The sequence below is a fragment of the Desulfosoma caldarium genome, assembly GCF_003751385.1.
Lineage (GTDB): Bacteria > Desulfobacterota > Syntrophobacteria > Syntrophobacterales > DSM-9756 > Desulfosoma > Desulfosoma caldarium.
The window spans coordinates 124,229-149,375 of the sequence record NZ_RJVA01000010.1 but is presented as its reverse complement, the minus strand read 5'-3'; the positions used below and the strand labels follow the sequence as shown (position 1 = coordinate 149,375).

The 25,147-nt window shown below is 56.6% G+C and carries 23 protein-coding genes; 14 read left to right on the top strand and 9 right to left on the bottom strand.

What is annotated here, in order from left to right; genetic code table 11:
• The first annotated feature begins 23 nt into the window (after nt 1-23).
• The 9 genes from tsaD to mltA all read left to right on the top strand — a co-directional run bounded on the left by tsaD (nt 24) and on the right by mltA (nt 8,605).
• The gene (tsaD, locus tag EDC27_RS03835) at nt 24-1,049 is read left to right on the top strand and encodes a tRNA (adenosine(37)-N6)-threonylcarbamoyltransferase complex transferase subunit TsaD (RefSeq protein ID WP_123289292.1); all 1,026 of its coding nucleotides are present in this window, start codon (nt 24-26) and stop codon (nt 1,047-1,049) included.
• Between the two features lie 4 nt (nt 1,050-1,053).
• Nucleotides 1,054-1,908: a 16S rRNA (adenine(1518)-N(6)/adenine(1519)-N(6))-dimethyltransferase RsmA gene (gene rsmA, locus EDC27_RS03830; RefSeq protein WP_123289291.1), complete on the top strand. Its 855-nt coding sequence runs from the start codon at nt 1,054-1,056 to the stop codon at nt 1,906-1,908.
• Between the two features lie 251 nt (nt 1,909-2,159).
• Nucleotides 2,160-2,510 carry a DUF202 domain-containing protein gene (locus tag EDC27_RS03825; protein WP_123289669.1) on the top strand — a complete coding sequence of 117 codons (351 nt, stop codon included), beginning with the start codon at nt 2,160-2,162 and terminating at the stop codon, nt 2,508-2,510.
• 372 nt (nt 2,511-2,882) lie between these two features.
• Entirely contained in the window at nt 2,883-3,728 is an 846-nt protein-coding gene (gene panC, locus EDC27_RS03820; protein ID WP_123289290.1) for a pantoate--beta-alanine ligase, read from the top strand.
• Nucleotides 3,729-3,760: 32 nt separating this feature from the next.
• Nucleotides 3,761-4,138, top strand: a complete 378-nt coding sequence (panD, locus tag EDC27_RS03815) for an aspartate 1-decarboxylase (RefSeq protein ID WP_123289289.1) — start codon at nt 3,761-3,763, stop codon at nt 4,136-4,138.
• Nucleotides 4,135-4,845 carry a DUF502 domain-containing protein gene (locus EDC27_RS03810; RefSeq protein WP_211334768.1) on the top strand — a complete coding sequence of 237 codons (711 nt, stop codon included), beginning with the start codon at nt 4,135-4,137 and terminating at the stop codon, nt 4,843-4,845. Before panD ends, EDC27_RS03810 begins: the two co-directional genes overlap by 4 nt.
• Nucleotides 4,836-6,017 (top strand): methionine adenosyltransferase, encoded by a 1,182-nt coding sequence (gene metK / locus EDC27_RS03805; protein WP_123289287.1) that lies wholly within the window; start codon nt 4,836-4,838, stop codon nt 6,015-6,017. Before EDC27_RS03810 ends, metK begins: the two co-directional genes overlap by 10 nt.
• A gap of 61 nt (nt 6,018-6,078) precedes the next feature.
• A complete protein-coding gene (gene ahcY, locus EDC27_RS03800) occupies nt 6,079-7,335 on the top strand; it encodes an adenosylhomocysteinase (protein ID WP_123289668.1) in 1,257 nt (418 codons plus the stop codon).
• Nucleotides 7,336-7,492: 157 nt separating this feature from the next.
• Entirely contained in the window at nt 7,493-8,605 is a 1,113-nt protein-coding gene (gene mltA, locus EDC27_RS03795) for a murein transglycosylase A (protein ID WP_170161565.1), read from the top strand.
• A 155-nt stretch (nt 8,606-8,760) separates the two neighbouring features.
• Here the strand turns inward: mltA and EDC27_RS03790 are convergent, their stop codons facing one another.
• Complete coding sequence (locus EDC27_RS03790; protein ID WP_123289285.1) at nt 8,761-9,072, bottom strand: hypothetical protein; 312 nt, start codon at nt 9,070-9,072, stop codon at nt 8,761-8,763.
• Nucleotides 9,073-9,272: 200 nt separating this feature from the next.
• Here EDC27_RS03790 and EDC27_RS03785 point away from each other — a divergent pair, with 200 nt between their 5' ends.
• From EDC27_RS03785 to EDC27_RS03770, 4 genes are all read left to right on the top strand, one after another.
• Nucleotides 9,273-10,826, top strand: a complete 1,554-nt coding sequence (locus EDC27_RS03785) for a DEAD/DEAH box helicase family protein (protein ID WP_123289284.1) — start codon at nt 9,273-9,275, stop codon at nt 10,824-10,826.
• A 142-nt stretch (nt 10,827-10,968) separates the two neighbouring features.
• On the top strand, nt 10,969-11,829 hold the full coding sequence (locus tag EDC27_RS03780; protein WP_123289283.1) for a hypothetical protein: 861 nt from the start codon (nt 10,969-10,971) through the stop codon (nt 11,827-11,829).
• 98 nt (nt 11,830-11,927) lie between these two features.
• Nucleotides 11,928-12,128 (top strand): hypothetical protein, encoded by a 201-nt coding sequence (locus tag EDC27_RS03775; protein WP_123289282.1) that lies wholly within the window; start codon nt 11,928-11,930, stop codon nt 12,126-12,128.
• A gap of 476 nt (nt 12,129-12,604) precedes the next feature.
• The gene (locus EDC27_RS03770; protein ID WP_170161564.1) at nt 12,605-15,319 is read left to right on the top strand and encodes a M16 family metallopeptidase; all 2,715 of its coding nucleotides are present in this window, start codon (nt 12,605-12,607) and stop codon (nt 15,317-15,319) included.
• A gap of 83 nt (nt 15,320-15,402) precedes the next feature.
• Here the strand turns inward: EDC27_RS03770 and EDC27_RS03765 are convergent, their stop codons facing one another.
• Nucleotides 15,403-17,151, bottom strand: a complete 1,749-nt coding sequence (locus EDC27_RS03765) for a YcaO-like family protein (protein ID WP_123289280.1) — start codon at nt 17,149-17,151, stop codon at nt 15,403-15,405.
• A gap of 76 nt (nt 17,152-17,227) precedes the next feature.
• On the bottom strand, nt 17,228-18,127 hold the full coding sequence (locus EDC27_RS03760; protein ID WP_170161563.1) for a ribonuclease D: 900 nt from the start codon (nt 18,125-18,127) through the stop codon (nt 17,228-17,230).
• 59 nt (nt 18,128-18,186) lie between these two features.
• Here EDC27_RS03760 and EDC27_RS03755 point away from each other — a divergent pair, with 59 nt between their 5' ends.
• Nucleotides 18,187-18,951 (top strand): Smr/MutS family protein, encoded by a 765-nt coding sequence (locus tag EDC27_RS03755; RefSeq protein WP_123289278.1) that lies wholly within the window; start codon nt 18,187-18,189, stop codon nt 18,949-18,951.
• Here the strand turns inward: EDC27_RS03755 and EDC27_RS03750 are convergent.
• The 6 genes from EDC27_RS03750 to EDC27_RS03725 form a co-directional block, all read right to left on the bottom strand.
• Nucleotides 18,841-19,875, bottom strand: coding sequence for a DMT family transporter (locus tag EDC27_RS03750; protein WP_123289277.1), 1,035 nt, complete (start codon nt 19,873-19,875; stop codon nt 18,841-18,843). The genes EDC27_RS03755 and EDC27_RS03750 overlap by 111 nt on opposite strands.
• 83 nt (nt 19,876-19,958) lie before the next feature.
• On the bottom strand, nt 19,959-20,420 hold the full coding sequence (locus EDC27_RS03745) for a ferritin-like domain-containing protein (RefSeq protein ID WP_123289276.1): 462 nt from the start codon (nt 20,418-20,420) through the stop codon (nt 19,959-19,961).
• 160 nt (nt 20,421-20,580) lie between these two features.
• Nucleotides 20,581-22,341, bottom strand: a complete 1,761-nt coding sequence (gene ade, locus EDC27_RS03740) for an adenine deaminase (RefSeq protein ID WP_123289275.1) — start codon at nt 22,339-22,341, stop codon at nt 20,581-20,583.
• Nucleotides 22,342-22,350: 9 nt separating this feature from the next.
• A complete protein-coding gene (locus EDC27_RS03735; protein WP_123289274.1) occupies nt 22,351-22,851 on the bottom strand; it encodes a bifunctional nuclease family protein in 501 nt (166 codons plus the stop codon).
• A 62-nt stretch (nt 22,852-22,913) separates the two neighbouring features.
• The gene (gene miaB / locus EDC27_RS03730; protein ID WP_123289273.1) at nt 22,914-24,299 is read right to left on the bottom strand and encodes a tRNA (N6-isopentenyl adenosine(37)-C2)-methylthiotransferase MiaB; all 1,386 of its coding nucleotides are present in this window, start codon (nt 24,297-24,299) and stop codon (nt 22,914-22,916) included.
• Nucleotides 24,281-25,084, bottom strand: a complete 804-nt coding sequence (locus EDC27_RS03725; protein ID WP_170161562.1) for a cyclic nucleotide-binding domain-containing protein — start codon at nt 25,082-25,084, stop codon at nt 24,281-24,283. The genes miaB and EDC27_RS03725 overlap by 19 nt, the downstream gene beginning before the upstream one ends.
• Nucleotides 25,085-25,147 lie beyond the last annotated feature (63 nt).

Genomic DNA, 25,147 nt, shown 5'->3' with positions numbered 1-25,147 from the left:
GGCTTGAGGTGGTGACAACGGGAATGCTCATTCTTGGTGTGGAGACTTCCTGTGATGAGACGGCGGCGGCCTTGGTTCGAGACGGCCGACACATCGTCTCGGACGTGGTAGCGAGCCAAATTGCGGTGCACAGCCCCTATGGCGGGGTGGTGCCCGAGCTGGCGTCTCGAAAGCATGTGGAAAATATTTTACCGGTGATCAACGAAGCCTTGCGTGCAGGGGGCGTTGCCCTGCGGCATGTGGACGCTCTGGCGGTGACGCAAGGCCCGGGGCTCATCGGAGCCCTCCTGGTGGGGTTGAGCGCCGCCAAGGGGTTGGCCTATGCCATGAAAAAACCGCTCATTGCCGTGAATCACTTAGAAGGGCACATGGAAGCCGCGTTCGTGAATGCCCAACGGCCAGACGAGCCTTTAGTGTGTCTGGTGGTTTCCGGAGGGCACACAGCGCTGTATTACGTTGGGGCGGACGGCACGGCCCGTTGCGTGGGAAGTACTCGCGACGATGCGGCGGGGGAAGCCTACGATAAGGTCGCCAAATTGTTGGGGTTGGGATATCCAGGTGGGGTGGTCATCGATCGGCTGGCGCAAAACGGAAATCCCTCGGCGTTTTCCTTTCCCAAGGCTCATCTCGAAAAGGGCTCCCTGGATTTTAGCTTCAGCGGCATCAAGACGGCGGTGGCCTATTTCGTCAAGAAACACGGGTTGCCTTCAGAAGGCTTTACAACGCCGTACCGGCTGGAAGACCTGGCGGCCAGTTTTCAGGAAGCCGTGGTCGGTGTGCTCGTAGAAAAAACCATGGCCGCCGTGGAACGTTTTCAGGTGCGCCATGTTGCCGTGGCGGGCGGTGTGGCCGCCAACAGCCGGCTACGGGCCACGCTTCAAGAGGAAGCGGCGTACCGAAGAGTGAACCTTTACATTCCCTCCATACGGTATTGTACCGACAATGCGGTCATGATTGCCATGGCCGGCTATCGCGTGTGGCAGCGTCGAGGGTTTGCGCGAGATCCGCTGCAGCTGGACGCTGTTTCGCGGTGGCTAAACGGGGCTTAGGCCCATGAACGGTTTTCTGTCGCCGCACGAATACTTTAGACGCCACGGAGGACGACCCAAAAAAAGGCTAGGCCAGCATTTCCTGACGCAGCCTCGAACGGCTGAAAAGATCGTTGCAGCGGCCCATCTTTCTCCGGACGATGTGGTGGTGGAAATTGGGCCTGGCCTGGGCATCCTCACCGCCCATCTCCTGCCTTTGTGCCCCAGGCTGCATCTGGTGGAATTGGACACTGGACTGGCCGACTACGTGGAGGAAGCGCTGCGCCATCGCGGTCATGGGGCTCGAGTCCACCGCATCGATGTCCTTCGTTTTGACTGGACGCGCGTGGCGAAAGAATCCGGCCGTCGACTGGTGTTGGTGGGCAATCTGCCGTATCAGATCACATCGCCCCTCATGTTTCAGCTTTTGGAGCATCGCCGAGCCATTCATCACGGGGTTTTCATGGTGCAAAAGGAGGTGGGCCGGCGTTTGGCCGCTTCTCCGGGGTCCAAGGACTACGGTGTTCTGTCGGTGCTGCTGAGCCTTTATGGGCGCGTGAAGGCGCTGTTTGCTGTCGCACCCGGTCAGTTTTATCCGCCGCCAAAGGTGGATTCTTTGGTGATTCGCATCGATTTTCCAGAGTCCGAAGCAGATCTCGGCGGCGTCGACTTTTTCATGCTTCGACGCCTGGTCAACGCAGCGTTTCAAAAGAGGCGAAAGACCCTGGCCAACAGCCTTGCCGGGTTTCATGGGCTGTGTGCGGAAAGTCTGCGCGCGGCCCTGCGCATGGTGGGCATCGATCCGGCCTTGAGAGCGGAGGTTTTGACACCGAAAGATTTTGCTCATCTCGCCCGTTTTTTGGCCCAGGGGGAAGCCTGAAAATGAAAGCTGCCCCGAGCACGGCGGACGTTGCCCGTAGCGGGTCACCTCACGGAACCCCGAAGGTCGATGGACCGGAACGACAAACTATCTCCGGACTCTTGAGGGGTGATGGATTTCCCTGATCTCGGGTGCGATGATCGTGGAAACGTATTAGGCACGTTGGGAGAGCATGGCTGCTCTAAGGGCTGTCGGTTTGGGTTTTTACGGGGATGAAGCAGGACGAGCATTTGACGAAAATGGATGATGCCATGAAGGCGCTTGTCGAGGGCGGTGCTCCCGAGCACAAGGTGGATGCTTTTCTGATCAATGAGATTCAATTGCTCCTGGCGGAAAAGAGAACCTCCCTGGCCTTCCTGCGCACGGGCATTGCTGTGATTGCCCTGCCTTTAAGTCTTGTGAGTTTTCTGATTGCCACCTCCGAACACTATCGAGTCATTCAGGTCTGGCCGCTGCTGACCCCTTTGCTCCTGGCCTGTCTTGTTTTGGTGATCTTTGGGATTCACCTTATTCGTTCTGCTGTGGCGAAGATCCGCCATGCGGACCATCTCATCCAGAAGCTCAAAGAAAAAAACTCCGTCATCGCGGAATTCGTGCAGTGAGGTTTTTCAGGCCCTTGAGTGGACGGGCTGACTCGAGATGTTCGGCCGCCGCTGCCCGGCTTTTTTCTCTCGAGCCTTCGGCGTGAAGGACCATGGGTGCTGAGCCTCTGCGCGGGGGATGGATAAAGCTGCAGGGGAGGGAAGGACTTCTGACCCTCACTGGTTATTGACATTCGGTAATGAGCGTGATAGGCAGGATGCGGCACCATGAGGGTGCCGGCACCGCCGCTTGGATCCCCAGAGGACCGAGACGGATGCAGGTAACGTAGGGGTTGTGTTGATTGGTCAAGGGTTGTTTTTTGAGCCTTCTAGGCAGCGGCCTCGAGGGCTTTTTTAGTTAACAGCCCGTAAGAGCCGAAGAAAGGAGAAGCCATGCGCGTCATCGACACCGTTGGCGAGATGCAGCAGCAGGCGAACCTGTGGCGTCGTGAAGGACGGGTCATCGGGTTCGTGCCGACCATGGGCTACCTTCACGAAGGCCATCTGGCTCTAATGCGTTGCGCCAAGGAAAAAAGCGACCGGGTGGTGGTCAGTGTGTTTGTCAACCCCACTCAGTTCGGTCCGGGAGAAGATTTCGAACGCTATCCTCGAGATCTGGACCGAGATCTGGGCCTCATGGCATCGCTGGGTGTGGACGTGGTCTTTGCCCCCTCGGTCGAAAACATGTACCCCCAAGGGTTTCAAACCTACGTGGAGGTGCTGGAAGTTACGCGTCCCTTGTGCGGCGCCAAACGCCCCGGGCATTTCCGCGGAGTCACCACGGTGGTCGCCAAACTTTTTCACATTGTCAAGCCCCATGTGGCAGTCTTTGGCGAAAAGGACTACCAGCAGTTGCTGACCATTCGACGCATGGTTCAAGACTTGGCCATGGACGTGGAGATTGTCGGGCACCCCATCGTGAGGGAACCCGACGGGTTGGCTATGAGCAGCCGCAACGTGTATCTGTCGCCCGACGAGCGCAAGCAAGCACGCCTATTGTCCCAAGCCTTGGCGGAGGCCTCTCGGCTGGTTGAGGCTGGAGAGCGCGACGGATCAGCCCTGGTTTCGGCCGCTCGAAAGATTCTGGCGCAAGGGCCCAGCATTCGCATCGACTATGCCGAGTTGCGGGATGCCGAGACCCTGGAAAAGATGGGCGCGTTGGATCGCCCGGGTGTGCTGGCACTGGCCGCCTACGTGGGGCAAGCGCGCCTCATCGACAACGCCGTGCTTCAGCCTTAAGCCCCGTGGCCATACCTTCGGGAGGACATGCCATGCGTCGCACCATGATGAAATCCAAGTTGCATCGCGCCTGCGTGACCGATGCCAACCTTCATTACGAAGGAAGCCTGACCATCGATGCGCAGCTTATGGAATTGGCCGACATTCTGCCCTATGAACAGGTGAGGGTCTACAACGTGAGCACGGGGGCGCGATTTGAGACCTACGCCATTGAGGGACCTCGAGGGGGCGGGGATATCTGTTTGAACGGAGCGGCGGCTCGCATGGGGGCGCCGGGAGATTTCATCATTATCGTCACCTATGCCCATTACGAAGAGGAAGAAGCCAGAAGGCACACGCCGCGCGTGGTCCTTTTGGATGAACGCAACAAACCCAAGAAGCCGGAGCTGGTGCAGAGTTGTCGCTCTTGAAAGGATTGAGACATCGCATTCGAGGCTATTTCATTACGGGACTGCTTGCCGTGGTCCCACTTTCTTTTACCATTTACGTCATCAGCATCATTCTTCGAAACTCGGACAAAATTTTCAATCTGCTTCCCGAGCCTTACAATCCGAAGCGCTTGATTCCCTTTCCCATTCCAGGACTGGGTATCGTGGTGGTGGTGCTTATTATTTTCATCATTGGGTTGCTGGTCAAAAACTACGTGGGAAGCCGCATCATGGATTTTGGAGAACGCATCGTTTACCAAATTCCCCTGGTGCGCCCTATCTATTCGGCCGTCAAGCAATTGATGGTGGCCATTTTTACGCAGACAAGCGAAGGCTTTGAACGGGTGGTCCTGATTCAATACCCTCGACAGGGGATTTATGCTTTGGGATTCGTCACGGGGGTGGCGCGGGGCGAGGTGCAGAAAATGACAGAGCAGCGGGTTCTTAATGTTTTCTTGCCCACGACGCCTAACCCCACTTCGGGGTTTTACCTCCTGGTTCCAGACACGGACGTTATTCCGCTGAAGATTTCCGTGGAAGACGCCTTCAAGTTGGTTATTTCGGGAGGGCTCGTTAGCTCGCAGGAAGGAATGGTCAGGAGCGGTGCCGCGCGCCACTCGACCCCACCAGGCGAGGCGCCGGCACAAATTGCAAATCATCAACGGGAGGGAGAAGAACCATGTCCATGAGTCGATTTCTTTTCACGTCGGAGTCGGTAACCGAAGGCCATCCTGACAAGGTGGCCGATCGTATTTCCGATTCCATTCTCGACGCCATTATTGCCGAAGACAAGGCAGCCCGCGTGGCGTGCGAGACTCTGGTGACCACTGGTTTGGCCTTCATCGCCGGGGAAATCACCACCTCCGCATCGGTTGACCTGCCTCAAATCGCCAGGGAATGCATTCGCGACATCGGGTATAATGATTCATCCATGGGTTTTGATTGGGAAACCTGTGCGGTCATTTCCTCCATTGACAAGCAGTCGCCCGACATCGCCATGGGCGTCAACGAAGGCGAAGGCCTTTTTGACGAACAGGGCGCAGGAGACCAGGGACTCATGTTTGGCTATGCCTGCAATGAAACCCCTGTGCTCATGCCCATGCCCATCTACTACGCCCATCGCATCACGCGAAAGCTGGCGGAAGCGCGCAAGAACGGCATCTTAGATTGGCTTCGCCCGGACGGCAAGAGCCAGGTGACCATCGAATATATCGACCATAAGCCCGTGCGCATCGACACCGTGGTCGTAGCAGCTCAACACTCGCCCAATGTGACCTACAAAACCATTCAGGAAGGGATCATCGAGGAAGTCATCAAAAAAGTCCTTCCTTCGGAGTTGCTCGATGACAAGACCCGCTATTTCATCAACAGCACGGGCCGATTTGTTATTGGAGGGCCCATGGGCGATTGCGGCTTGACGGGTCGAAAAATCATTGTGGACACCTACGGCGGCCAAGGCAGTCACGGCGGTGGGTGCTTTTCCGGAAAAGACCCCTCCAAGGTGGACCGCAGTGCCTCGTACATGGCTCGATACGTGGCCAAGAACATCGTGGCCGCCGGTTTGTGCGACCGCGTGGAAGTCCAGGTGGCCTACAGTATCGGGGTGGCGGAACCCGTGTCCTTGATGGTGGACAGTTTTGGCACGTCCAAGGTTCCCCCGGACGAAATTGCCAAGATTGTCCGGGAAGTCTTCAGCTTTAAACCCTCCAACATGATTCGCCATCTCAAGCTGCTTCGCCCCATCTACAAAAAGACTTCCTGCTACGGCCATTTTGGCCGAAACGATCCGGATTTCACTTGGGAAAAGACCGATATGGTGGATGTGCTTGTGGAACGGGCAGGGCGTTTCGGCGCTTCGTAACGATAAGATCACGGGCACACAGAAGTTTTTGGACCAGCTGAGGAGAAACCGAGGAGAACCCATGGAATATCATGTGAAAGATGAAGCTCTTGCGGAAAAAGGGCAGCTACGCATCGAATGGGCGGCACGATCCATGCCCGTCCTGCGCTCCATTCGGGAACGTTTTGCCAAAGAAAAACCGCTGCAAGGCCTGCGCCTGTCAGCCTGTCTGCACGTGACTACGGAAACCGCAACCCTGGCTCAAACCCTGAAAGCCGGCGGGGCCGAGGTGCGCTTGTGTGCATCCAATCCCTTAAGCACCCAAGACGACGTGGCGGCGTCCCTTGCGGTCCATGACGGTATTGCCGTCTTTGCCATCAAGGGGGAAGATAAAGACACCTATTACCGGCATATTCACCAAGCCTTGGCCCACGAACCGAACATCACCATGGACGACGGGGCCGACCTGGTGAGTACGCTTCATTCGGAAAAAAAGGAATTGTTGCGTGGCATTCTCGGAGGTACCGAAGAGACGACCACAGGGGTGATTCGCCTGCGCAGCATGGCTCAGCAAGGAGTTCTGCAGTATCCCATCATTGCGGTCAATGATGCCAACACCAAGCACTTGTTCGATAACCGCTACGGCACGGGGCAGAGCACCATTGACGGCATCATTCGGGCCACCAACCGGCTGCTGGCGGGATCCACTTTTGTGGTCAGCGGCTATGGATGGTGCGGCCGTGGCGTGGCCATGCGAGCGGCTGGCATGGGCGCCAAAGTGGTCATCACGGAAGTGGATCCTCTGCGGGCCCTGGAAGCCGTCATGGACGGCTACCAGGTCATGCCCATGGCCGAAGCGGCCCGCATTGGAGACTTTTTCTGTACACTGACCGGAGACATTCACGTCATTCGCCGAGAACACTTTGAGGTCATGAAGGACGGCGCCATTGTCGCCAATTCCGGCCATTTCAACGTGGAGTTGGATCTGGAGGCTCTGGAGGCCATGGCGGTGGCCAAGAGGCCGGTGCGAGAATTCCTGCTCGAATACCGACTTGCCAACGGCCGATGCCTCTACGTGGTGGGGGAAGGGCGGCTGGTGAATCTGGCAGCAGCGGAAGGGCATCCTTCCAGTGTCATGGACATGAGCTTTGCCAACCAGGCTTTGTGCGTGGAACATTTGGTCAAGCATGCCAAAACGCTGGAAAATAAGGTCTACGGCGTGCCCGAGGCCATTGACCGGGAAATTGCGCGCCTCAAACTGGAAAGCATGGGCGTGGCCATCGACCAGCTGACCGATGAACAGGAAAAATACCTGCGTTCGTGGGAAATGGGAACATGACCGCCAAGCCGTGCACCGCACATGGCCGAGGGCTGCCTTGAACCGGGGGCGAAAGCCCAAAGGCCTTCGTGCAGGGCTGCTGTGGATGCTGATGGGACTTGTGGCGCTCGGGGGGTGCGGCCTCTTCAAGCTTTGGCCCAAACCCTCGGAGCGCTTCGTGAAGGTTTCGCCGAAAAAGATTCCTCGTGTGACCGACGATCTTCAAGGACAAGGGCTGGAAAGGGCTCTGGAACAGTCTCTGGTGTACCTGAATCGCGTGCGCGATTATCGTCCCTTGGAGATAAACGGCCGCCCGGTTAGCAAGGAAAAGGTGCGGGATACGGTGTTGCTTTTCCTTGAGCTCCTTCGGCAGAAGCGGCTGAATGAGCGCACGCTGGCGCAGGAATTTGACTGGTTTACCCCTAAGGCCGCTTCCAGAGAAAGCTCGGGAATGCTCATTACCGGCTATTTTGAGCCCATTCTTATGGCGCGCAGGCAGCCGGACGAAAACTACCGGTATCCTATCTACGAGCCGCCGCCGGACTTGATTCGCGTGGCTTTGGAGCGGTTTCCTTTTGTCAAGTTGGATCCTAGCGGGGTGCGAACCCTGGTGGGGCGGGTTGAAGGGCGGCTGCTGGTGCCCTACTATTCCCGAAAGGAAATCGACGGGGGCGGCGCCCTAAAGGCCAAAGGCACTGCCCTGGCGTGGCTGGGTAATCCATTTGACGTGTTTACCTTGCATATTCAAGGTTCTGGGCTGCTGCAGTTTGAGGACGGATCCCAGCAGCGCGTGGGTTATGCGGCATCCAACGGCCATCCTTATGTCAGCGTGGGCAAGGTGCTCATGGAGGAAGGCGCGATTCCCAAGGAAGAGATGTCCATGCAGAGGCTGCGGCAATACTTTGCCGCGCACCCGGAAAGGACGGCGGAACTTCTCGGGCGCAATCCCAGTTACATCTTTTTTCGATGGGTTGACGAAGGCCCCGTGGGAAGTTTGAACGTGCCGCTCACGGCGGGGCGATCCGTTGCCTTGGACGGTGAAATTTACCCCAAGGCTATTGTGGGCTTTCTTGAGGGCACGTTGCCGGCCCCGCGTGATAACGCCACCCTCGCGATCAAGCCCCTCTCTCGATGGGTGGTGCACCAGGACAGCGGAGGGGCCATTCGAGGACTTCACCGACTGGACCTCTTTTGCGGCACAGGAGCGAGTGCGGAGCGAGTGGCGGGGCACCTCAAGGCCCCTGGAACATTTTACTTGCTCCTCAAAAAGGAACCGCCGCCTTCCAATTAGGCGCTCGTCTAAGAAGACGAGCCCCGTCGGGTTTTGTCCAAGTGGGACACGGCGCGATGAAGTTTGGCAGCCTACACCGCGGCTACGCCTGGAGTTGTCTGTCCAGCGCCTCAAAGGTTGTTCGAGGCCTAAGGAGCTGACTCCAATGGCATAAATCAAGATGTGACCCCTGATGTATGGTCTGCCAGTTTGTGGAAAAGAAGGAGTATTTCATCGAAGCATCGGCACAGAGTTCGAGCGGCTTCCATGGCTTCCGGGTCGACTTCGGTCTTTGAAAGGTGATCAAACAACACCTGTTGGGCGGCGCGAAACCGGTCGGTTGCCCTTTCAGAAAAGACGAGAAGGTGCCGGAGAAGCAGGTCAAAGGCCAGGTCGTGGGCCAGGTCGTCCAACTGGCGGCGTTTGGCGTCGTAGTCTTTGGCCAGAGAAACCAGTTCTTCCAGTGCGGACGGTGCGGAATGTGTCATGAAATGCCTCCGTGCAAAGAATCGTCAAAAGGAAAAGCCGTCATGGGTGACACACGCGTTGAGCGTGACTAAAATAAGTGAAAATTCACGACGGGGGTAGCGATGAATTCCTCACGGCGACTTGGCCTTGCAAATTCACAGCTTTTTGGTATGTAATTCCAGTTATTCCGTCGACATCACAAGGAGATCTGAGCTGCAAAATGAGAAAAATTCATTCGTTCCGATATGTTGACCAGGGTTACCGTGGCTACCATAACGTTCATGAGGGTGGGGACAGTCCCGTGGCGGCTAAGCTTCTCAAAATTCACGTGGCCGAGCAGATTCGCTTTCCCGTGGGCGATGTATCTCCGCAGGTCATAAGAAAGATACAAGATCGGCTGGTTTTTACCAATCCGGAATATGAGCAGAGGCATTTGCGAGGGGAATGGATCGGGGGCATTCCCGCCCAGATTCACTGCCTGCGCAAAATGGGCTCCAGCTATGTGGCCCCGCGTGGCTTTTTGGATCAGCTTTTGGATTTGTGCCGCAAGTTTCAGCAGCCGTACAAGATTTTTGACAATCGACGGCTGTTGGATTCGGTGCCCATGGAATTTCACGGCCAGTTGAAGGAATATCAGCTTCAAGCGGCCGAAGAGATTCTTGAGCGCGACGCGGCGACGCTTCTGGGAGGCTATAAGAGCGGCAAGACCGTCATAGCCCTCTATGTCATTGCGCAGCGCAAACAACCCACCTTGGTGCTCATTCCTCGCATGGACCTCTTGGAAGGATGGCTCACCAAGATTGTCAATTTCCTGCAGATTCCGTTGGAAGAGATCGGGTTGTTTGTGCAGGGCCTGCACAAGATGGGGAATCGCATTACGGTGGCCCACACGGCGGAGATGATGAAGGTGTGGCGAAGGGTCAAGAACCACGTGGGGTTTGTGGTGCTGGACGAATGTCAACGGAGCCCTGCCAAGGTGCTCACGCAGCTCATTCCCAACTTCGACAGTCGCTACCTTCTCGGACTGTGCAACGCCACGCAGCGCTACGCTCTGCTGTCTCGGTTTGTGTATTTGTACTTGGGCGACGTGGTCTACACGATCAATGAACAGGACGCGCGGGAAGGCAGGGGGATTCTTCGAGCCCAGGTCGTGGCCCGGGCCACCGGCTTTGATTATCCATACCAGACTCGTGAAGACTATGACCCCATGCTGCAGGCTCTGATAAACGACGAAGAGCGGACGCGCATCATCGCCAATGACATTGAAGTAGAATTGGAGGCCGCCGAAGGCCCTCTCGTGGTGGTTTCCGGGGGCGACGATCACAACGCCGTGCTCCAGGCTGCGTTGCGCCAGAGGGGCATCGAAGCGGTTATTCCCGAGTGCCAATGGGAAGACGAAGCTGAAGGGGACTCGGATGAGGAGGGCGAGGCAAACGGCGATAAGGTCTGCGCGTGCCTGAATGGCTTTCCCCAAGGCCCTGCCGTGGTGCTCATGAAAGCCGAAGACCTTTTGCGCTGCTATCGGCACGTGACCATGGAGGCGCTGTTCTTGGCCGTGCCGCTCTTTTTCAAAAAAAATGTGACTCAGGCTCTGCGTGCGCTTCTGATGCAATCCGGCGCCAACGCTGGCGACGGCTCGGCGGTCGAGTCCAACGGTCGGCGTGTCAAAATCTATGATTACGTGGATAAAAAGATCGGTCTTTTCGAAAATTATTTCCGTATGCGCAGCTACAATTACGGCGTCCACCCCGACGTGCTTCTCAGTGGTAACTGAGGGCATCGTGCCGAAACGCAACAGCGACGAGTTCTTGATCCCATGGCTCGGCAGCCGTGCACGCTTAGGTTCGGCAATTTTTGGAGAATGAGGGCCGCCGTGAGCGGCGCCACGTGCCGTGGAGAAAAGGTGAGAGAACTCCGTGGCGGACGACAATCTGCAGCAAGTGTCCTTTGTGGCTCTGGCTCCTTTCCTCAGGGACGATTCCCGAGTCTTGACCCTGGGTGTGAGGCCGACTCTGGGAGACTATTCCACAGAGGAAAGGCGGCTGCTTCGAGAAGCCCGTTGCGTGCTTTTTCCCACCGTGCGGTTCGCCGATGTCCTGGAAGCGGGCGGATGCCGATGCTTTCCTTCCGCAGCGACCTATCGGTATCAGCGGTGGCGCCCGCAGCAATGGATCCTCGCTGCGTTTCTGAACCTTCCCAGGGTGCAAGCGCGCGTAGGATATGGGAAAAAAGTAAAGCGCGACGTTCCTTTGCGATTTTCGCTTCCCTTTCGTGTGGCGGGACCTCATTCCCACAAGGATCCCGTTGTCTTGGTGAAATCGTGGCGGGAGTGGCATGCCGCCGCGGCATCGCTCAAAGACCCATGGATGGTCATGGATTGGGCGCCTTACCGATGGCGGGATGAGGTCTGGGTGGCCTGCAGCATGGTGGTGGCCCGAAGAACCGGGATATGGAACGGTGTGGATGAGCCGCTATGGCTCCCGTGGGTTGCGGTTTTCCAAACCGACCCCGAAGAAGAACTTCTGAGGTTCAGCCTTAAGGTGTGCCAAACGGCGCACATCGACGAGGCAGTGGTGTGCTGGGGGCGCCTCGATGGCAGCCCGAAGGTCTTTTTTGAAGGTCTTCAAAGGCCGCCTCCGTTTATGCAACATAAAGGGGAAAGACGCGATCGGCACCGCATTGCCTTTTGGGCCTTGCTCCAGAGCATGCCACATGTTTTTAAAACCCCTTTTTTAAGGCCAAGGCGTGGAGTGGTGAGAAGAACCTTGACTTCATAGCCAGGGCCCGTTCATAAACGCCGCGGAAAAGACAGAGGGTTTTCATGCGAAAGCGCATTGTGCCTCTGAAAAAATCGGCTGAGAGGTAGAAACTGAACATGAATGACTGGGAAAAAGAATACGAAAAATCGGCGCAAATGGCTCAACGCCATTTTCGAAAGGACGTTTCCGGGTTTCGTGAAAGAAGGCGTTTAGAACTGGAAGACCTTTTGCGCATCGAGCAGGAAAAACCCGAAGATATGCGAGACGAGGCAAAGATTCGCTGGATCCTTGAAGAGCTGCAAAACAGCGATGGATAACTCGATCAAGGGCCATAGTCCTTGAAAAAATGCCCGCCTGCCTTCGTGGACTCTTGCAACCCCATGATCCCTGTTCCATCCATGACTCCATGACCGGCCCGCATGCGCAGAGGTGTGACGTGAGGCGGCAATTTTTAAGCAATCCATCGAGAGACGGGTCCGCAGGGCTTATGACTACAAACCGTGAAGATTTACCCCGCAGGACCAACGTGCGAGACGCCCGGGATTCCGAACAAACGGACGTCCACGAGAGAAGGGAATTTGAAAACAAAACCGTGACACGCGCGCCCGAAAAGAGCATGGTTGGGCCCTGTGGCTGCCCCCGAGGCTCCGACGTGCCGGGCCGAAAAGACATGGTCTCCGGGGCGTCATGGATACGAGCCGCGACGCCATGGCGTGCTGAAGGGCGCCTCAAAGGCCCATGGTGCTGGGAAAAAAGTGTTCATCCAATCGCCCAAAGATGTTCCGCTCTTGGAATGCGCTTTCTGTTCGCACTGTGGCTTTTGGGCCTGGGGGTATGGACGTCTCCCCACACGGTCGTGGCGTCATCGACGCCGGAATCCTTTGTGGAACAAAGGCTTCCATCGAAGGACAAAGACGTCTTTGTCGTCTTGCGCAACGGCCTAACCGTGCTGATTCGCCCTCGTGACGACACCGATGTGGTGGCGGCCAAGGTCTTTGTTCGAGCCGGATCCATTTACGAAGGCGACAAAATGGGTGCCGGTCTGTCCCATTATTTGGAACATGTGGTGTCCGGGGGGTCCACCGCGTCGTTTACGGAGGAAGAGGCTCGAGACCGCTTGGAGAAGCTCGGAGGGGCGACCAACGCTTATACGAGCCACGATCGAACGGTCTATTACATCACCACCGGAGCGCCTCACTGGCGCGACGCTCTGGATTTGCTTTTGTCTTACGTGACCGAATGCACGGTGGACGCGTCGCAGGTAGCCCGCGAAAAGGCCGTCATTCAGCAAGAATTCAAGATGGGGGAAAACAACCCGCAAAGAGAGCTTTGGAAGCTCTTCATGAAAACGGCCTACGCCGTGCATCCTGCCAGGCATCCGGTCATCGGGTATGAAGACCTTTTCGTGCAAACCACCCGCGAAGACCTGATTCAGTACTACTCGTCCCGATACCAGCCCCAAAACATGGTGCTGGCAGTGGCCGGGCGCGTGGATCCTCAAGAAGTGATCGCTTTTGTGGGAGAAAAGACGGCGCACGCAGGGCGCACTCGCTGGAACTTGAACGTCCTGCCGCTGGAACCCCCTCCCACGGGATCCCGATGGGCGGAAAAAAGCCTCCCCCTGGCGCGCATGGTGCAAGCCATGGTGGGATTTCGTTCGGTGGCCTTGAGTCACGATGACCTTTACGCTTTGGATGTACTGGCCATTGTTTTGGGCGAAGGTCGCACGAGCCGCTTGTACCAGAGGCTCAAGGAGCGGGACCAAAGCGTGCTTTATGTGCAAGCCTTCAATTGGACGCCGGCCTTTGTGCCTGGTCAGTTCGTGGTGTCCATGACCCTTGCCCCGCAGCATTGGCCCGAGGTCCTTGAGGGGCTCAAGGACGAGATTCGTAAAGTGCAGGAGGGCGGGGTAAGTGAGACGGAATTGGAAAAGGCCAAAAAGAAAGTGATCGCCTCCCACGTCTTTGGCAAGGAAACCACCGAAAAAATGGCCGCCTCGTTGGGTTCGTCCTACCTGGACACGGGCGATCCCTACTTCGAGGACCGGTATGCAGAAAGGATTCGGCGCGTGCGCAAGGAAGACGTGCTCCGTGTGGCGCGCCGTTATTTGGTGGAATCCGCCATGACGGTTGCCGCCGTCGTCCCGCAGGGTGCGTCGAGCGGAACCGAGGCGGCAACGGAGGCCAGCAGTGCGGCCGCCACGGCGGCCATTCCCTCGGCCGCCCAGCGCATCAGGTTGGACAACGGTCTTCGCGTGATTCTCAAGGAAGATCACCGATTTCCCTTCGTTACACTGCAACTCTACGGTATTGGGGGCGTGCTTCTGGAAAGCCCCGAAGAAGAAGGCTATGCCGCCATGACGGCCTCTTTGCTCACGGCCGGAACCCAAAAGCGCAGCAAGCTGGAAATTGCCCAGGCCTTGGAATCGGTAGGGGGAAGCCTTGCCAGTGGATCCCAATACAACACCTACTTCGTGGCCGCCAAGGTGCTGAAGGAAGACCTTGCCCTGGCCGTGGATGTCATGTCGGATGTGGTTCTCCATCCCGTGTTTCCTTCGACGGAAGTGGAGAAAAAAAAGCAGGAAACGCTCCTGGCCATCAAGAAGCAGGATGAAAACTGGCAAACGGAACTGATGCGCCTGTTTAAGAAAAACTATTTTCAAAACCATCCCTATCGCCACGATATTCTCGGGACGGAAGCTTCCGTCCAGGGCATCACCCGGGACATTTTGCAACGTTTCTACGCCAAAATGGTCGTACCGCAGCGGGCGGTTTTGGCAATCTACGGGGATTTTCGGACGGATCAAGTGATTCCGCTGATCAAAAAGGCTTTTGGGCCATGGCCTTCCACCGGACCTTTTGCCATGCCCGCGGTGGATGCGGAGACTTTGGCTGTTGAAGAAATGCGCGTGGTGGAAAAAACCAGCGACAAGACGTCCCTGGGGCTTTTTGTGGGTGCTCGAGGGCTCGATCTTCATGATCCTCGTGTTGTGGTTCTGGATGTTCTGGATGCCGTATTGTCCGGCATTGGGTATCCCGGCGGGCGGTTGCACAGCGCCTTACGCGGTGGCGACAAGGACCTGGTGTATGTGGTGCACGCTTTTCCCTTCAGTGGGTATCGTGCGGGATACTTCGGCGTGATCACGCAAACCACGCTGAAAAACGCACGGCAGGTGGAATCCATTATACACGAACATTTGGACCGCATCATGCGGGAACCCATTTCTGAAGAAGAGTTGCAGCGGGCCAAGGACATGGTCATCACCATGCACGTGCTGGAATTGGAAAGTTTGGAAGCCCAAGCGCGAAGCGCCGCGGTCAACGAAGTGCTCGGCTTAGGATACGACTATGCCCTGCGATACCCGGACCTGGTGCGTTCGGTGACGGCACACGACGTGCGAGCACTCGCCCAGGAACTGCTCAAAGACCGGCTTGTGGTCCGCACGGTTCCCGAAAAGCCCGTGGAAGTGCTCTCGAAGCCGCTGCCCTTTCGGCAGCATGTTCGTTAGAAAAGAAACCACGAGAATCTCGCAGCGACCCAGCCCATTGGGTTGCACACAAATTCACGGCCCTTGGCAGGGCATCGCCTTTGTTATTGAACTTCGACGGCAAGCTTTGCACGCAATCGGTGCACATTGTCTCGGGCAAAATCCAGGGTGGGATCCAGTTCCAAAGCCATTTCGTACAGGCGCAGAGCTTCCTGAAAATGCCCCAGCTCTCTTAAGTTGGATCCGATGTTGGCGTAATCGATGGCGGATCCCGGGTCGATGTCGATGGCTTTTTCAAAGGCTTCAATAGCCTGCATGTGTTTCTTGAGTCGATAGAAACAAAACCCTTTGAGATTGTAAATCTCCTTAAGCGTGGGATTCCATTTTTCCGCTTCGTTCAAAGCGTCCAGCGCCTTCTCGTAGCGGCCGAGTTCCTTGTGGCACGAAGCGATATGGACATGGATGCTGGCGACTTCCTTCGGGTCGGGCTTCTCGGTGAGGGAGCGTTGAAAGAGAGCCAGAGCTTCTTCAAACTGTTCCAATCGTTCCAGGGCATGGGCCGTAAAAAAGGTGAGGTCGAAGCGCGGCCCAAAAAGTTCTGCGAGACGGCGCAGGTGTGACAGCGCCTCTTTGGGTTCAAGGCTTCGAAGGATCGTTCGGGCCATGTGTTGCGCAAAATCCGTCTGGCGCGTGTGCTCCAAGAAGTGCGCTCCAGGAATGATCACGTACACGCAGGGAATCTGCAGAGCTTCATGGGTCACATTGACCGCCAGGACGGGCAAGCCCAGCCGGGATAAGCTCTGCACGGCCTGCTCAATTTCCACCCGAAGGTTATCGTGACTCACATCGGGCAGGGCTTTCAGGGGCACCGTGCGGTCGGATTCCATAAGATATCTGGCTTCTTGAAGGGAGGCGTACTTGGGCAAAGTGGGCCTGTAAGTGGTGCGGTTTTCAAAATCTCCGGCCAGCTGAGCCACTTCTGTTAGAGCGCGGCACAGGGATTTTGCGGGATGGGACGTGGTGCCGGCGGTAAAGATGATTTCACTGCGTTGGGGAAATGTTTTGGGATCATAGGCCAAAACCCCCACTGTGGGAATGCCCGTGTCCAAGGAAAAATCGTGAACGAACAGACGAATGCCGCACCGCTGAAACTTTTGCAGCAATTCCACGGCTGCCTCATCCTGGACACTCTGAAGATCAATAGCGGGTGTGACGCGGCGCTCATGGGATATCACCGACCCCACATGCCGTTCCACTACTTCGCACAAGCCCTGCAATAAGGCCTCTTCCAGAGTGTTTCCTGCCGCGGGGCCGTTGTATTCGTTGATGAGATAGAACCAATCGATGGGGACCCATTCATCCTGCTCCTCCGTAAAGTTTCGGGCGGGAACCCAGCGCAGAGGGCAGGTTTCGAGAAAAGTGCGCACACGAGTGAGAGGAGTCGCCTGATCATGGACAGCCTGAAGAAGCCGCTCAGGTGGCGTAAAGGGGCCGTGCAGGGTTTTCATGGAAGCCCTCAGGAACCTTTGGGCATGGATGAAGGAAAAAAAGCTGAACCGTTCCATGAGTTCCATAAGGGCGCTGGCTTCAGCCTGGGCCGGCGTCGCTCCTTTGCCCATCTGTTTTTTGGTGCCGGTCAGAGGCGAGGCATCGGAACCGCACAGGCTAAGGTAGACGGGAATGTCTAGCCGCCCGGAGTCAATGCGCAGGGTCTTGGCCAGAATATCCATTTGCAGATTTTCCAAGCGCTGGCGAACCCACCGTACCGTGTCTTGAGGATTCCTGGCCTTTTCCTGGTCATGCCGAAAGGTTTTGAAACAGTCTTGCAAGGTGATGCGAGCATCAAGAAGCATGGCTCACTCCATAAGTCTTTAAATATTTAACGAATGCGGCCGTGAAAAACGTGCCGTATCATGCGGCGGACCGTTGTCACGAAGACATGCTTCGTGCTTTGGCGCTCTTGTGCGCTTCTAGAGCATCAAGAATCACGGTCAAAAGTTGCCGAGCCTGGGTGCCGGTCTTAAAGGTTTGCGGCAGTCCCTTGATGGCACGCAGTTCCTCCGGGGTCTTGGGCAGGCGTTGCGCCAGCCGAATGAGGGCTTCGTTGGAAAGCACCCGAAACGGGGCTCGATCCAGCCGTCTGGCCATCTGATCTCGATAGGTGTAGAGATCGCGAAGGACGGCTTTGGCGCGTCGAGAAAGGGTACGCGTGCCTGAAAGCCGCTCATAGCCGTTGGCGGGAAACCGTTCTCGAGGGGGCGCCTGGGCGCACACTTTGGCAAAGGCTTCTTGGGCCTGTGGCCACAATCCGCGCCGCACCAGGGCTTCATGGAGTTTATTCCGCAAGGGAATGAGGTAATGGGTGTCCAGGCGCGCGTAGTGGAGTTGGGAATCGTTCAAGGGGCGCGCGCCCCAGTCGCAGCGCTGCCATTTCTTGTCCAGCTGCACCTGAAAGTGGGCTTCCAAGACATGGGAGAGGCCGAGGCGCTTTTGGCCAAGCAGTTTGCATGCGATGGCTGTATCAAAGACATGGCGGAAGGTGAACTGAAAATCCCTTTTAAGAGCTCCGATATCGTTGGATGCGGCATGAAAAATTTTTTCTATGCTCGAATTTTCAAAAATGTTTGACAAACACTCCGGGTGGGCGATGTTTAGCATGTCAATGATGTAGTCGTCCTGTTCCGTGGACAGCTGAATTAGGCAGACCCGTTCGTAGTAGGCGTAGTAGCCGTTGGATTCCGTGTCCACGGCAATGCGAGAGCATGTGAGAACCGTCGAGATCGTCTCTTGCAGTCTTTGGTCCGAATCAATGAGGATGTAAGGACGCATGAAAAGATATCCCGGCTTCAGCCCCTCTAGTGAGAGGATTAAACCCATGGAGTGCGGTCATGACTCGAAGAAGAAGAAAAAAGAGCGCACCGTCAGTTCACGACAGTTCGCCGCCCGTCAAAGAGCACGGCTTCTATACTCCTTTCTCCTGCTTGAATCAATATGTGAAACCCAAGAGAAAACGGGGGAACAGCCAGGAAAGTCTTTCCAATACGCCGTCCAGGGACGCTGTGGCGACGGAGTCGCCCGAGACGGAATCGAGTCTTTTCTTGAAGGCTATGGCCGACGTGACCCCTTTACCCGAAGGCCATAGGCAGCGTATTGCCCCCAAAGCCCCCACGCGCAGTTTTCCAAAGTTTGCCAGGCACGAGGATGCGGGAGTTCTGGCGCACTTGGCCGAATTGGTGAGCGGAGAAAGTCGGTTTTCCGTGCATTTTTCCGATGAATACATGGACGGCGCGGTAATCGGCCTGGCGCCGAACATTGTCAAGAGTCTGCGCAACGGCGACTTCAGCTATCAGGCCCACGTGGACCTGCACGGGCTCACACGGCCGGAAGCGCAAAAGGCCCTGACGGATTTCATTGTGCGCAGCCACACCCGAGGTCTGCGCTGCGTGCTGGTCATCTGTGGCCGTGGACTCAATTCCAAGGGCAAAGAACCCATTTTGAAGCGGGAACTGGTGGGCTGGCTGACGCGAGCCCCTCTCAAAAGGCTAGTACTTGCCTTTGCCAGTGCGAGAACGTGGGATGGTGGGGCTGGAGCCGTCTATGTGTTGCTGCGACGCCGCAAGGGGAAAACTCCCGTATGCACTCCGGCCCTTTGATCGCAGAATCTGCAGGATCTTAGAGTCGCTATAGAGCCACGACCCTTGGGTGGAGGTGGTGCTCACGCGCACACCCGCCAGAATGAGAAGCGCGCCGATCAGCTGAGCCCAGGACAAGGTCTCGTTCAGGAACACGCGCGCGCTCAGCACGGTCACCAGAGGAATGAGGTTGATCAGAACGGCTACCTGGGATGCCGGGAGGACGCTCAAGGAAAAGTTGTATAGCCAAAACGCCCCCAGCGTGGCCAGCAGGCCGAGAAAGACCAGACTGCTCAGGGCTGATGCCGACAAAGGACCCATCACGGTGAGAGATCCGTCTGCCACGGCCAACAGAGTGAAAAACACCGTGGCAAAGGTCGCCTGAATGGTCGTCAAGGTCATGGGGCGATATCGAGCGCTCAGGGACCGGCTGACGATGGTATAGACCGAAGCACACAGAGCTGCCCCCACGATAAGCAGATTGCCCTTGAGAGGGGATGGGCCCACCGGGGCGGCGGCCATGTCCTTGTGCACGAGAAAGGCGATGCCCACCAGGGTCATGGCCGTGCCCAGGCCGGTCCTGGCGTGCAAGGGTTCCTTGAGAAAAATGGAAGCCAAAAGCATCACGAATACGGGAATGGACCCGATAATGAGCGACGCCACGGAAGCGCTCGTGTACTGCAGACCTCGGGTTTCGCACAAAAAATACAAACCCGGTTCCATGAGGCCCAAAAGGCAAAAGAGCCCAAGATCCCGCAGGCGCAGAGCCTCCCTTTGGAAAACCAGGAATGCGGGCACCAGAATGGCGCACGCCATGGCAAAGCGCAGTGCGAGCAGCATGTGGGGCGTGAAACTGAGCAGGGCCACCTTGGTGGCCACAAAGGAACCTCCCCAGATCAGACACGCCGCCGAGGCGGCAAAGTAACCTTTTGCGGTTGGATGCATGGGTTTCTCGAAGCGCCAAAAAAGAAAGAACCCGCTTGAGAAGCCGGCGGGTTCTCTCGTGAAATGAGCCGTTCAAGCCGCCATCAATCCCAAGTGAGGATCTGGTCGTCATAGATTTCTTCGATCTTGCGCTTGTGTTTGATCTCTTCCTGCGCAAGCATCTCAAAAATCTTGGCCGTCTTTTCGTGCATGCACTTTTCTTTCCAGGCACTGTAAAAGGCGTGAGCCTTTTCTTCCTTTTTCATGGCCAGCGTGAGTGCTTCCTGGTACGTCATGTCATCTCGAAAAGGGACGTCCATGAGATAATCGCTGATTTTGAGATCCTGGACCGTGTCCAGTTTGAAGCTTTCCAACCCGGCGGGATCAAGTCCCTTAAGCAGCTCGCGATGTTTCTTTTCTTCCTCGACCATTTCAAGAAAGAATTCTTTGATACCGGGGTTCTTAGCCTTATCGGCGCACTTCTGGTAGAAATCCATGGCCAGTTCTTCTTTCTTAATGGCGAAATTCACCACGTCATCAAAGGATCGACAGGTCAAGACGGACATGATGGCCTCCTCTTACGGTCAGTTGTTGGAAAATTTCCCATGAGCGGTGAGCCGCCAGCTTGAATCCTCATAACAGAACTGCCCCGCTCGAAGCAATCGGTTTCCCTCGTCGCACTTCTATTGGAGCCCTCCCGCGAACCGACTGGACTTGGCGTCGGGCTCACACAAATAGAGGTACAATTTCAAACCGTTCCACATCCACCAGACCTCGCGAACTCATCTTGAGGGCCGGAATGACCGGCAAGGCAAGAAAAGACAGGGCCATGAAAGGATGCTGCAGGGTCGAACCGAGGGCGTGGGCCGCTCGGGTGACTTCTTCCAGCGCCCCGCACACCCGATCCAAAGGCTCCACGCTCATGAGCCCGGCAAGGGGTAGGGGCATGTGAGCGATGATTCCCTTGGAATCACTGACGCTCAACCCCCCTCGGCTTTCCACCACGGCCCGCACGGCATATCCAATAGCGTCATCGCTGGCGCCGACGGCCACGAGATGATGTGCATCGTGGGCCACCGTGCTGGCCAAAGCCCCTTCTTTCAATCCAAAGCCCTGCACAAATCCCACCGCCGGTTGATTGAATGCATCGGGATCGGCGTAGCGGTTAAAGACGACCATTTTCAATAGATCCCGCGAAGGATCACAGACGGCCCACCCGTCTTGAACCGTGGCGGGAAGAATCAAATGATCCGTGATCAAGGAACCTTCTCGCAGGCCGATGACGCGCAGCTCTCTTCCTGCAGCGGGAACGCGAAACCGGTGTGGGTCCACATGCTGGACGGCCATAGGGCTTTCAAGTGTTTTCATCAGCTGGTCTTTCCGTGTGGCTATGGGTGTACACAGACGCCCGTCGCGGGCCACGAGACGCCCGTCTTTGAAAACCATCACGGGATTCCAAGGCCTGAGGGTTGGGCTCACGGAAAAATCGGCCATGTACCCAGGCGCCAGGGCGCCTCGGCGTCGAAGCCCGAAAAGCTGAGCCGGGTTCCATGACGCCAAAGTCAAGGCCCGCACGGGATCCATGCCCAAAGCCATCGCACGGTTCACAATGGCATCCATGTGCCCTTCGCGAAGAAGATCTGTGGGATGGCGATCGTCGGAAACGAACAGGCAGCGGGGCCATGTGGTGTCCGTCACGGCATCCAACAGCGCGGCCAGGTCCTTGGACTGGCTGCCTTCTCGAATCATGAGGGCGAGGCCCTTGGCCAGTTTTTCTCGAGCTTCCTCAAGGGCCGTCGTTTCGTGGTCGGAATGCAGGCCGCAGGCGATATAGGCGTTGAGGTCCAGGCCCTGAAGTCCAGGGCAGTGGCCGTCCATAGACGTGTCCTGAAAAAGCACGATCTTATCCAACACCTCGGCATCCATGGCCAGCACGCCGGGAAAATTCATCATTTCTGCCAAGCCAAGCACTCTGGCATGACCGCGCAGCGTCTGCAGATCGGATCCGCGAAGCACCGCTCCGGAAGGGTCCAGAGATGCTGCTGGCACACAACTGGGAAGCGTGAAGAAAAAATCCACAGGAAGCCCTTCACAGGACTGCATCAAGGCGCGCACACCGCGAAGCCCTAAGACGTTGGCGATTTCGTGAGGATCCAGCACCACGGCCGTGGTGCCGTGAGGGACCACGGCGGCGGCAAACTCCTCGGCACACAACAAAGTGCTTTCCAAGTGAAGGTGCGCGTCGATGAATCCCGGGGCGACATAGGCCCCGTTGAGCGCCATTTCCTGCAGGCCTTGGTATGTTCCCCAGCCCGCAAACCGGCCTCGATGCACGGCGAGATCCCGGCACAGCACGTCCCCGGTCCACACATTAATGAGGCGCGCGTTTTTCAGGCACAGTTCGGCGGGTTTTCTGCCGCGGGCCACGGCGATGAGATCCGCCAGAGTCTCCCCATCGATCATGGTGGCATGGCGCTCAGCAGGCATCGTGATGGCTCACATCTTGTATTTGCCGAAATCTTCTGGGTTGAGCTTTTCCAGCAGATCTTCCAGATTGTGCTTGTCTTCCTGCCGAAACACGGGGTGGGTCTTCTTTTCCGTCACCTTTTGGGAACGCCGCAACACATCCTCTTTGACGTAAATGGGGGCATTGGTGCGCAAGGCGATGGCAATGGCGTCACTGGGCCTCGAATCGATGGGACTCACGCCCATTTCGGTCCGCAAATAGATCAAGGCATAGTAGGTGTTTTCCCTCAGGTCGCAAACCTCGATCTTTTCCACCTGCACATGCAGGTGGTCCAAAAGGTTTTTCACCAGATCATGGGTCATGGGGCGCGGAAACTTGATCTTTTCCAGTTCCGTGGCGATCGAGGTGGCTTCCAGCAGACCAATCCAAATGGGCAGGTGGTGGTCCCCTTGGGGGTCGTTCAAGATGACGATGGGCGTATTGGTCTGCGGGTCCATGACCAAACCGGCGACCTTCATCAATCGATACATGATATCTCCTTTTGTGCAACAAGCAGGGGCGGTGCTGTGCCGACCTCAGGGCTTTCCGATCCTCAGGGCCTTTGGCCACTCAAATCCTCAAGCGGGAAAACCGGCCGTCCTTTGAGCGAATGCGCATAGGCTTCTGTAATTGTGACCGGGATTAGCCGGCCTTTCAATGCCTGCGAGCCTTCAAAATTGACAATGCGGTTGTGAGGCGTTCGCCCGCTCATCTGTCCTTGTCCAGATTTGCTGGTGGATTCCACCAGCACTTCGCGGACTTGGCCAACTTCCATGAGATTCTTCTTCAGGGTGATGGCTGCCTGAAGCGCCTGCAGTTCGGTGAGGCGGTGCGCCTTTTCTTCCTCACTCACCTTATCGGGGAAGAGGCGGGCCGCCGTATGGGGTCGATCCGAATAGCGAAAGGAGAAGAGGGAATCGAATTCCACGGTGCGCAGCAGATCCAGTGTTCGTTCAAAATCTTCTCGAGTTTCTCCGGGAAACCCTACCATGACATCGGCGGAAATGCTGATCTCTGGGCAGGCGGCTCGAAGGCGTTCCACTTTCCTGAAATACTCTTCCGCGCTGTAGCCTCGATGCATTCTCTTGAGTATGCGGTCGGAACCGGACTGAAAGGGCAGGTGAATGTGGGGGCAGAGCGGAGAAAGATCCACAAAGCACTGAATCAAGTCGTCGGTCAGGTCTTTGGGATGGGACGTGGTGAAGCGGAGGCGAACCACATCGGTTTCTCGTGCAAGAAGGCGCAGAAGATCGGAAAAGCGCGTTTTTTCCTCCAGTCCCTTACCGTAGCTGTTGACATTTTGACCTAAAAGAAGGACTTCTCGGGCTCCTTTTTCCACCAGCAATTGCACCTCTCGAAGAATTTCGCGACTGGGACGGCTGCGTTCCCGGCCGCGCACATAAGGCACAATGCAATAGGTGCAAAAGTTGTCACAACCCTGCATGACCGTCACCGGGGCCACCACGTCCGTGACCCACGCCTCAGTTTGCCCGAACAGTTCCCGCCAGCCTTCTTCATCCTGGTCTGGCACATGCGCAACCCGTGAAGCGCCGCGCCGAACGGAACGAAGAATGTGGGGAAGAGATCCCAAAGCGCGGGTGCCCACCACCACGTCAACGTGAGGAAAGCGTTCCAAAAGGGTGCTTCCCAGTTGTTGGGCCACACAGCCACCAACCACAATGACCAAAGAAGGCTTGCGCGATTTCAGACGCCGCAGCCGCCCCAAAAGGGAAAAGACCTTTTGTTCAGCTTTTTCCCGCACGGAACAGGTGTTGATGAAAATCACATCCGCATCGGTTGCATTGGTAGTGAGCGCATAGCCGTCTTGGGCGAGCAGCCGTTGCACGCGAAGAGAGTCGTAGGTATTCATCTGGCAGCCGAAGGTGTGGACGTAGAGCCCCAGCGGCTGAGCGGACTGAGCTACACAAAGTCCTTCCATTCTCTCGACTTGATCTCCTTTTCGGTCAATCGGATATTGGCGGAAGAAAGCCGTCGAGCGAGCGTACCGATCAGCTTCATGGCCAGTTGAGGATCTTCACCGACGATGGACTCCAACCGCTGAGGCCGATAGACCTGCACAAGGCTATCGCCCATGCTCGTGACCGTGGCTTGGCGAGGGGCCTTGAGAAGGCAGGCCATTTCCCCGAAAAATTCCCCCGGCTGATCGATGCGGCCGATTTCTATTCCTCGAAGCGTGACGCGAAGGCCCGTGGTCGACGAAATCAAGCGGTAAAATTCATCGCTCTCTTCCCCTTCCGAGATGATGGTTTCCCCATCCCGGTAATGGCGAACTTCCACTTCACTGGAAAGAACAAACGATTCTTCTCCACTGACGGCGAGGGAGGTGTCTGTGAGTTGCCGAAGCAGCGACCGCACCAGGTCTCGAACGGCTTGAGGACGCGCGTACAAAAAGTCGTCAAAGGCTTCCATCTCATAGAACAAGACACGGCATGGTGTCATCGCTCTGGCACTGTAAGGGCACTTTCCCCGATGGACCATCGCCTCCATGCCGAAAACGTCCTTTTGTTTCAACACGCGGACTCTTCGATCCTCTCTGGAAATTCGCACATGGCCGTCAAGAATAACAAAAAAACCCTGAAGAGGCTCATCCTGCACCACAATGAGCTCACCTTCTTGGTAGGTGCGGGCTTGGGCCGCGAAGGGTCGAGGTTCCCCTGGACTGCTTGAGGCTTGGTTTGCGGGCCGAGAAAGACTCTCACTCATGACATGTTGCCTCTTTGGCATCAAACGTTTCGTGCCGGCAAAAACTTTGAGCACCTCCGGCCA

Coding starts and splice junctions, on each gene's coding strand:
- tsaD (WP_123289292.1), top strand. CDS start 24: ATGCTCATTCTTGGTGTGGAGACTTCCTGTGATGAGACGGCGGCGGCC.
- rsmA (WP_123289291.1), top strand. CDS start 1,054: ATGAACGGTTTTCTGTCGCCGCACGAATACTTTAGACGCCACGGAGGA.
- EDC27_RS03825 (WP_123289669.1), top strand. CDS start 2,160: ATGAAGGCGCTTGTCGAGGGCGGTGCTCCCGAGCACAAGGTGGATGCT.
- panC (WP_123289290.1), top strand. CDS start 2,883: ATGCGCGTCATCGACACCGTTGGCGAGATGCAGCAGCAGGCGAACCTG.
- panD (WP_123289289.1), top strand. CDS start 3,761: ATGCGTCGCACCATGATGAAATCCAAGTTGCATCGCGCCTGCGTGACC.
- metK (WP_123289287.1), top strand. CDS start 4,836: ATGTCCATGAGTCGATTTCTTTTCACGTCGGAGTCGGTAACCGAAGGC.
- ahcY (WP_123289668.1), top strand. CDS start 6,079: ATGGAATATCATGTGAAAGATGAAGCTCTTGCGGAAAAAGGGCAGCTA.
- EDC27_RS03790 (WP_123289285.1), bottom strand. CDS start 9,072: ATGACACATTCCGCACCGTCCGCACTGGAAGAACTGGTTTCTCTGGCC.
- EDC27_RS03785 (WP_123289284.1), top strand. CDS start 9,273: ATGAGAAAAATTCATTCGTTCCGATATGTTGACCAGGGTTACCGTGGC.
- EDC27_RS03775 (WP_123289282.1), top strand. CDS start 11,928: ATGAATGACTGGGAAAAAGAATACGAAAAATCGGCGCAAATGGCTCAA.
- EDC27_RS03770 (WP_170161564.1), top strand. CDS start 12,605: ATGCGCTTTCTGTTCGCACTGTGGCTTTTGGGCCTGGGGGTATGGACG.
- EDC27_RS03765 (WP_123289280.1), bottom strand. CDS start 17,151: ATGCTTCTTGATGCTCGCATCACCTTGCAAGACTGTTTCAAAACCTTT.
- EDC27_RS03760 (WP_170161563.1), bottom strand. CDS start 18,127: ATGCGTCCTTACATCCTCATTGATTCGGACCAAAGACTGCAAGAGACG.
- EDC27_RS03755 (WP_123289278.1), top strand. CDS start 18,187: ATGACTCGAAGAAGAAGAAAAAAGAGCGCACCGTCAGTTCACGACAGT.
- EDC27_RS03750 (WP_123289277.1), bottom strand. CDS start 19,875: ATGCATCCAACCGCAAAAGGTTACTTTGCCGCCTCGGCGGCGTGTCTG.
- EDC27_RS03745 (WP_123289276.1), bottom strand. CDS start 20,420: ATGTCCGTCTTGACCTGTCGATCCTTTGATGACGTGGTGAATTTCGCC.
- ade (WP_123289275.1), bottom strand. CDS start 22,341: ATGCCTGCTGAGCGCCATGCCACCATGATCGATGGGGAGACTCTGGCG.
- EDC27_RS03735 (WP_123289274.1), bottom strand. CDS start 22,851: ATGTATCGATTGATGAAGGTCGCCGGTTTGGTCATGGACCCGCAGACC.
- miaB (WP_123289273.1), bottom strand. CDS start 24,299: ATGGAAGGACTTTGTGTAGCTCAGTCCGCTCAGCCGCTGGGGCTCTAC.
- EDC27_RS03725 (WP_170161562.1), bottom strand. CDS start 25,084: ATGAGTGAGAGTCTTTCTCGGCCCGCAAACCAAGCCTCAAGCAGTCCA.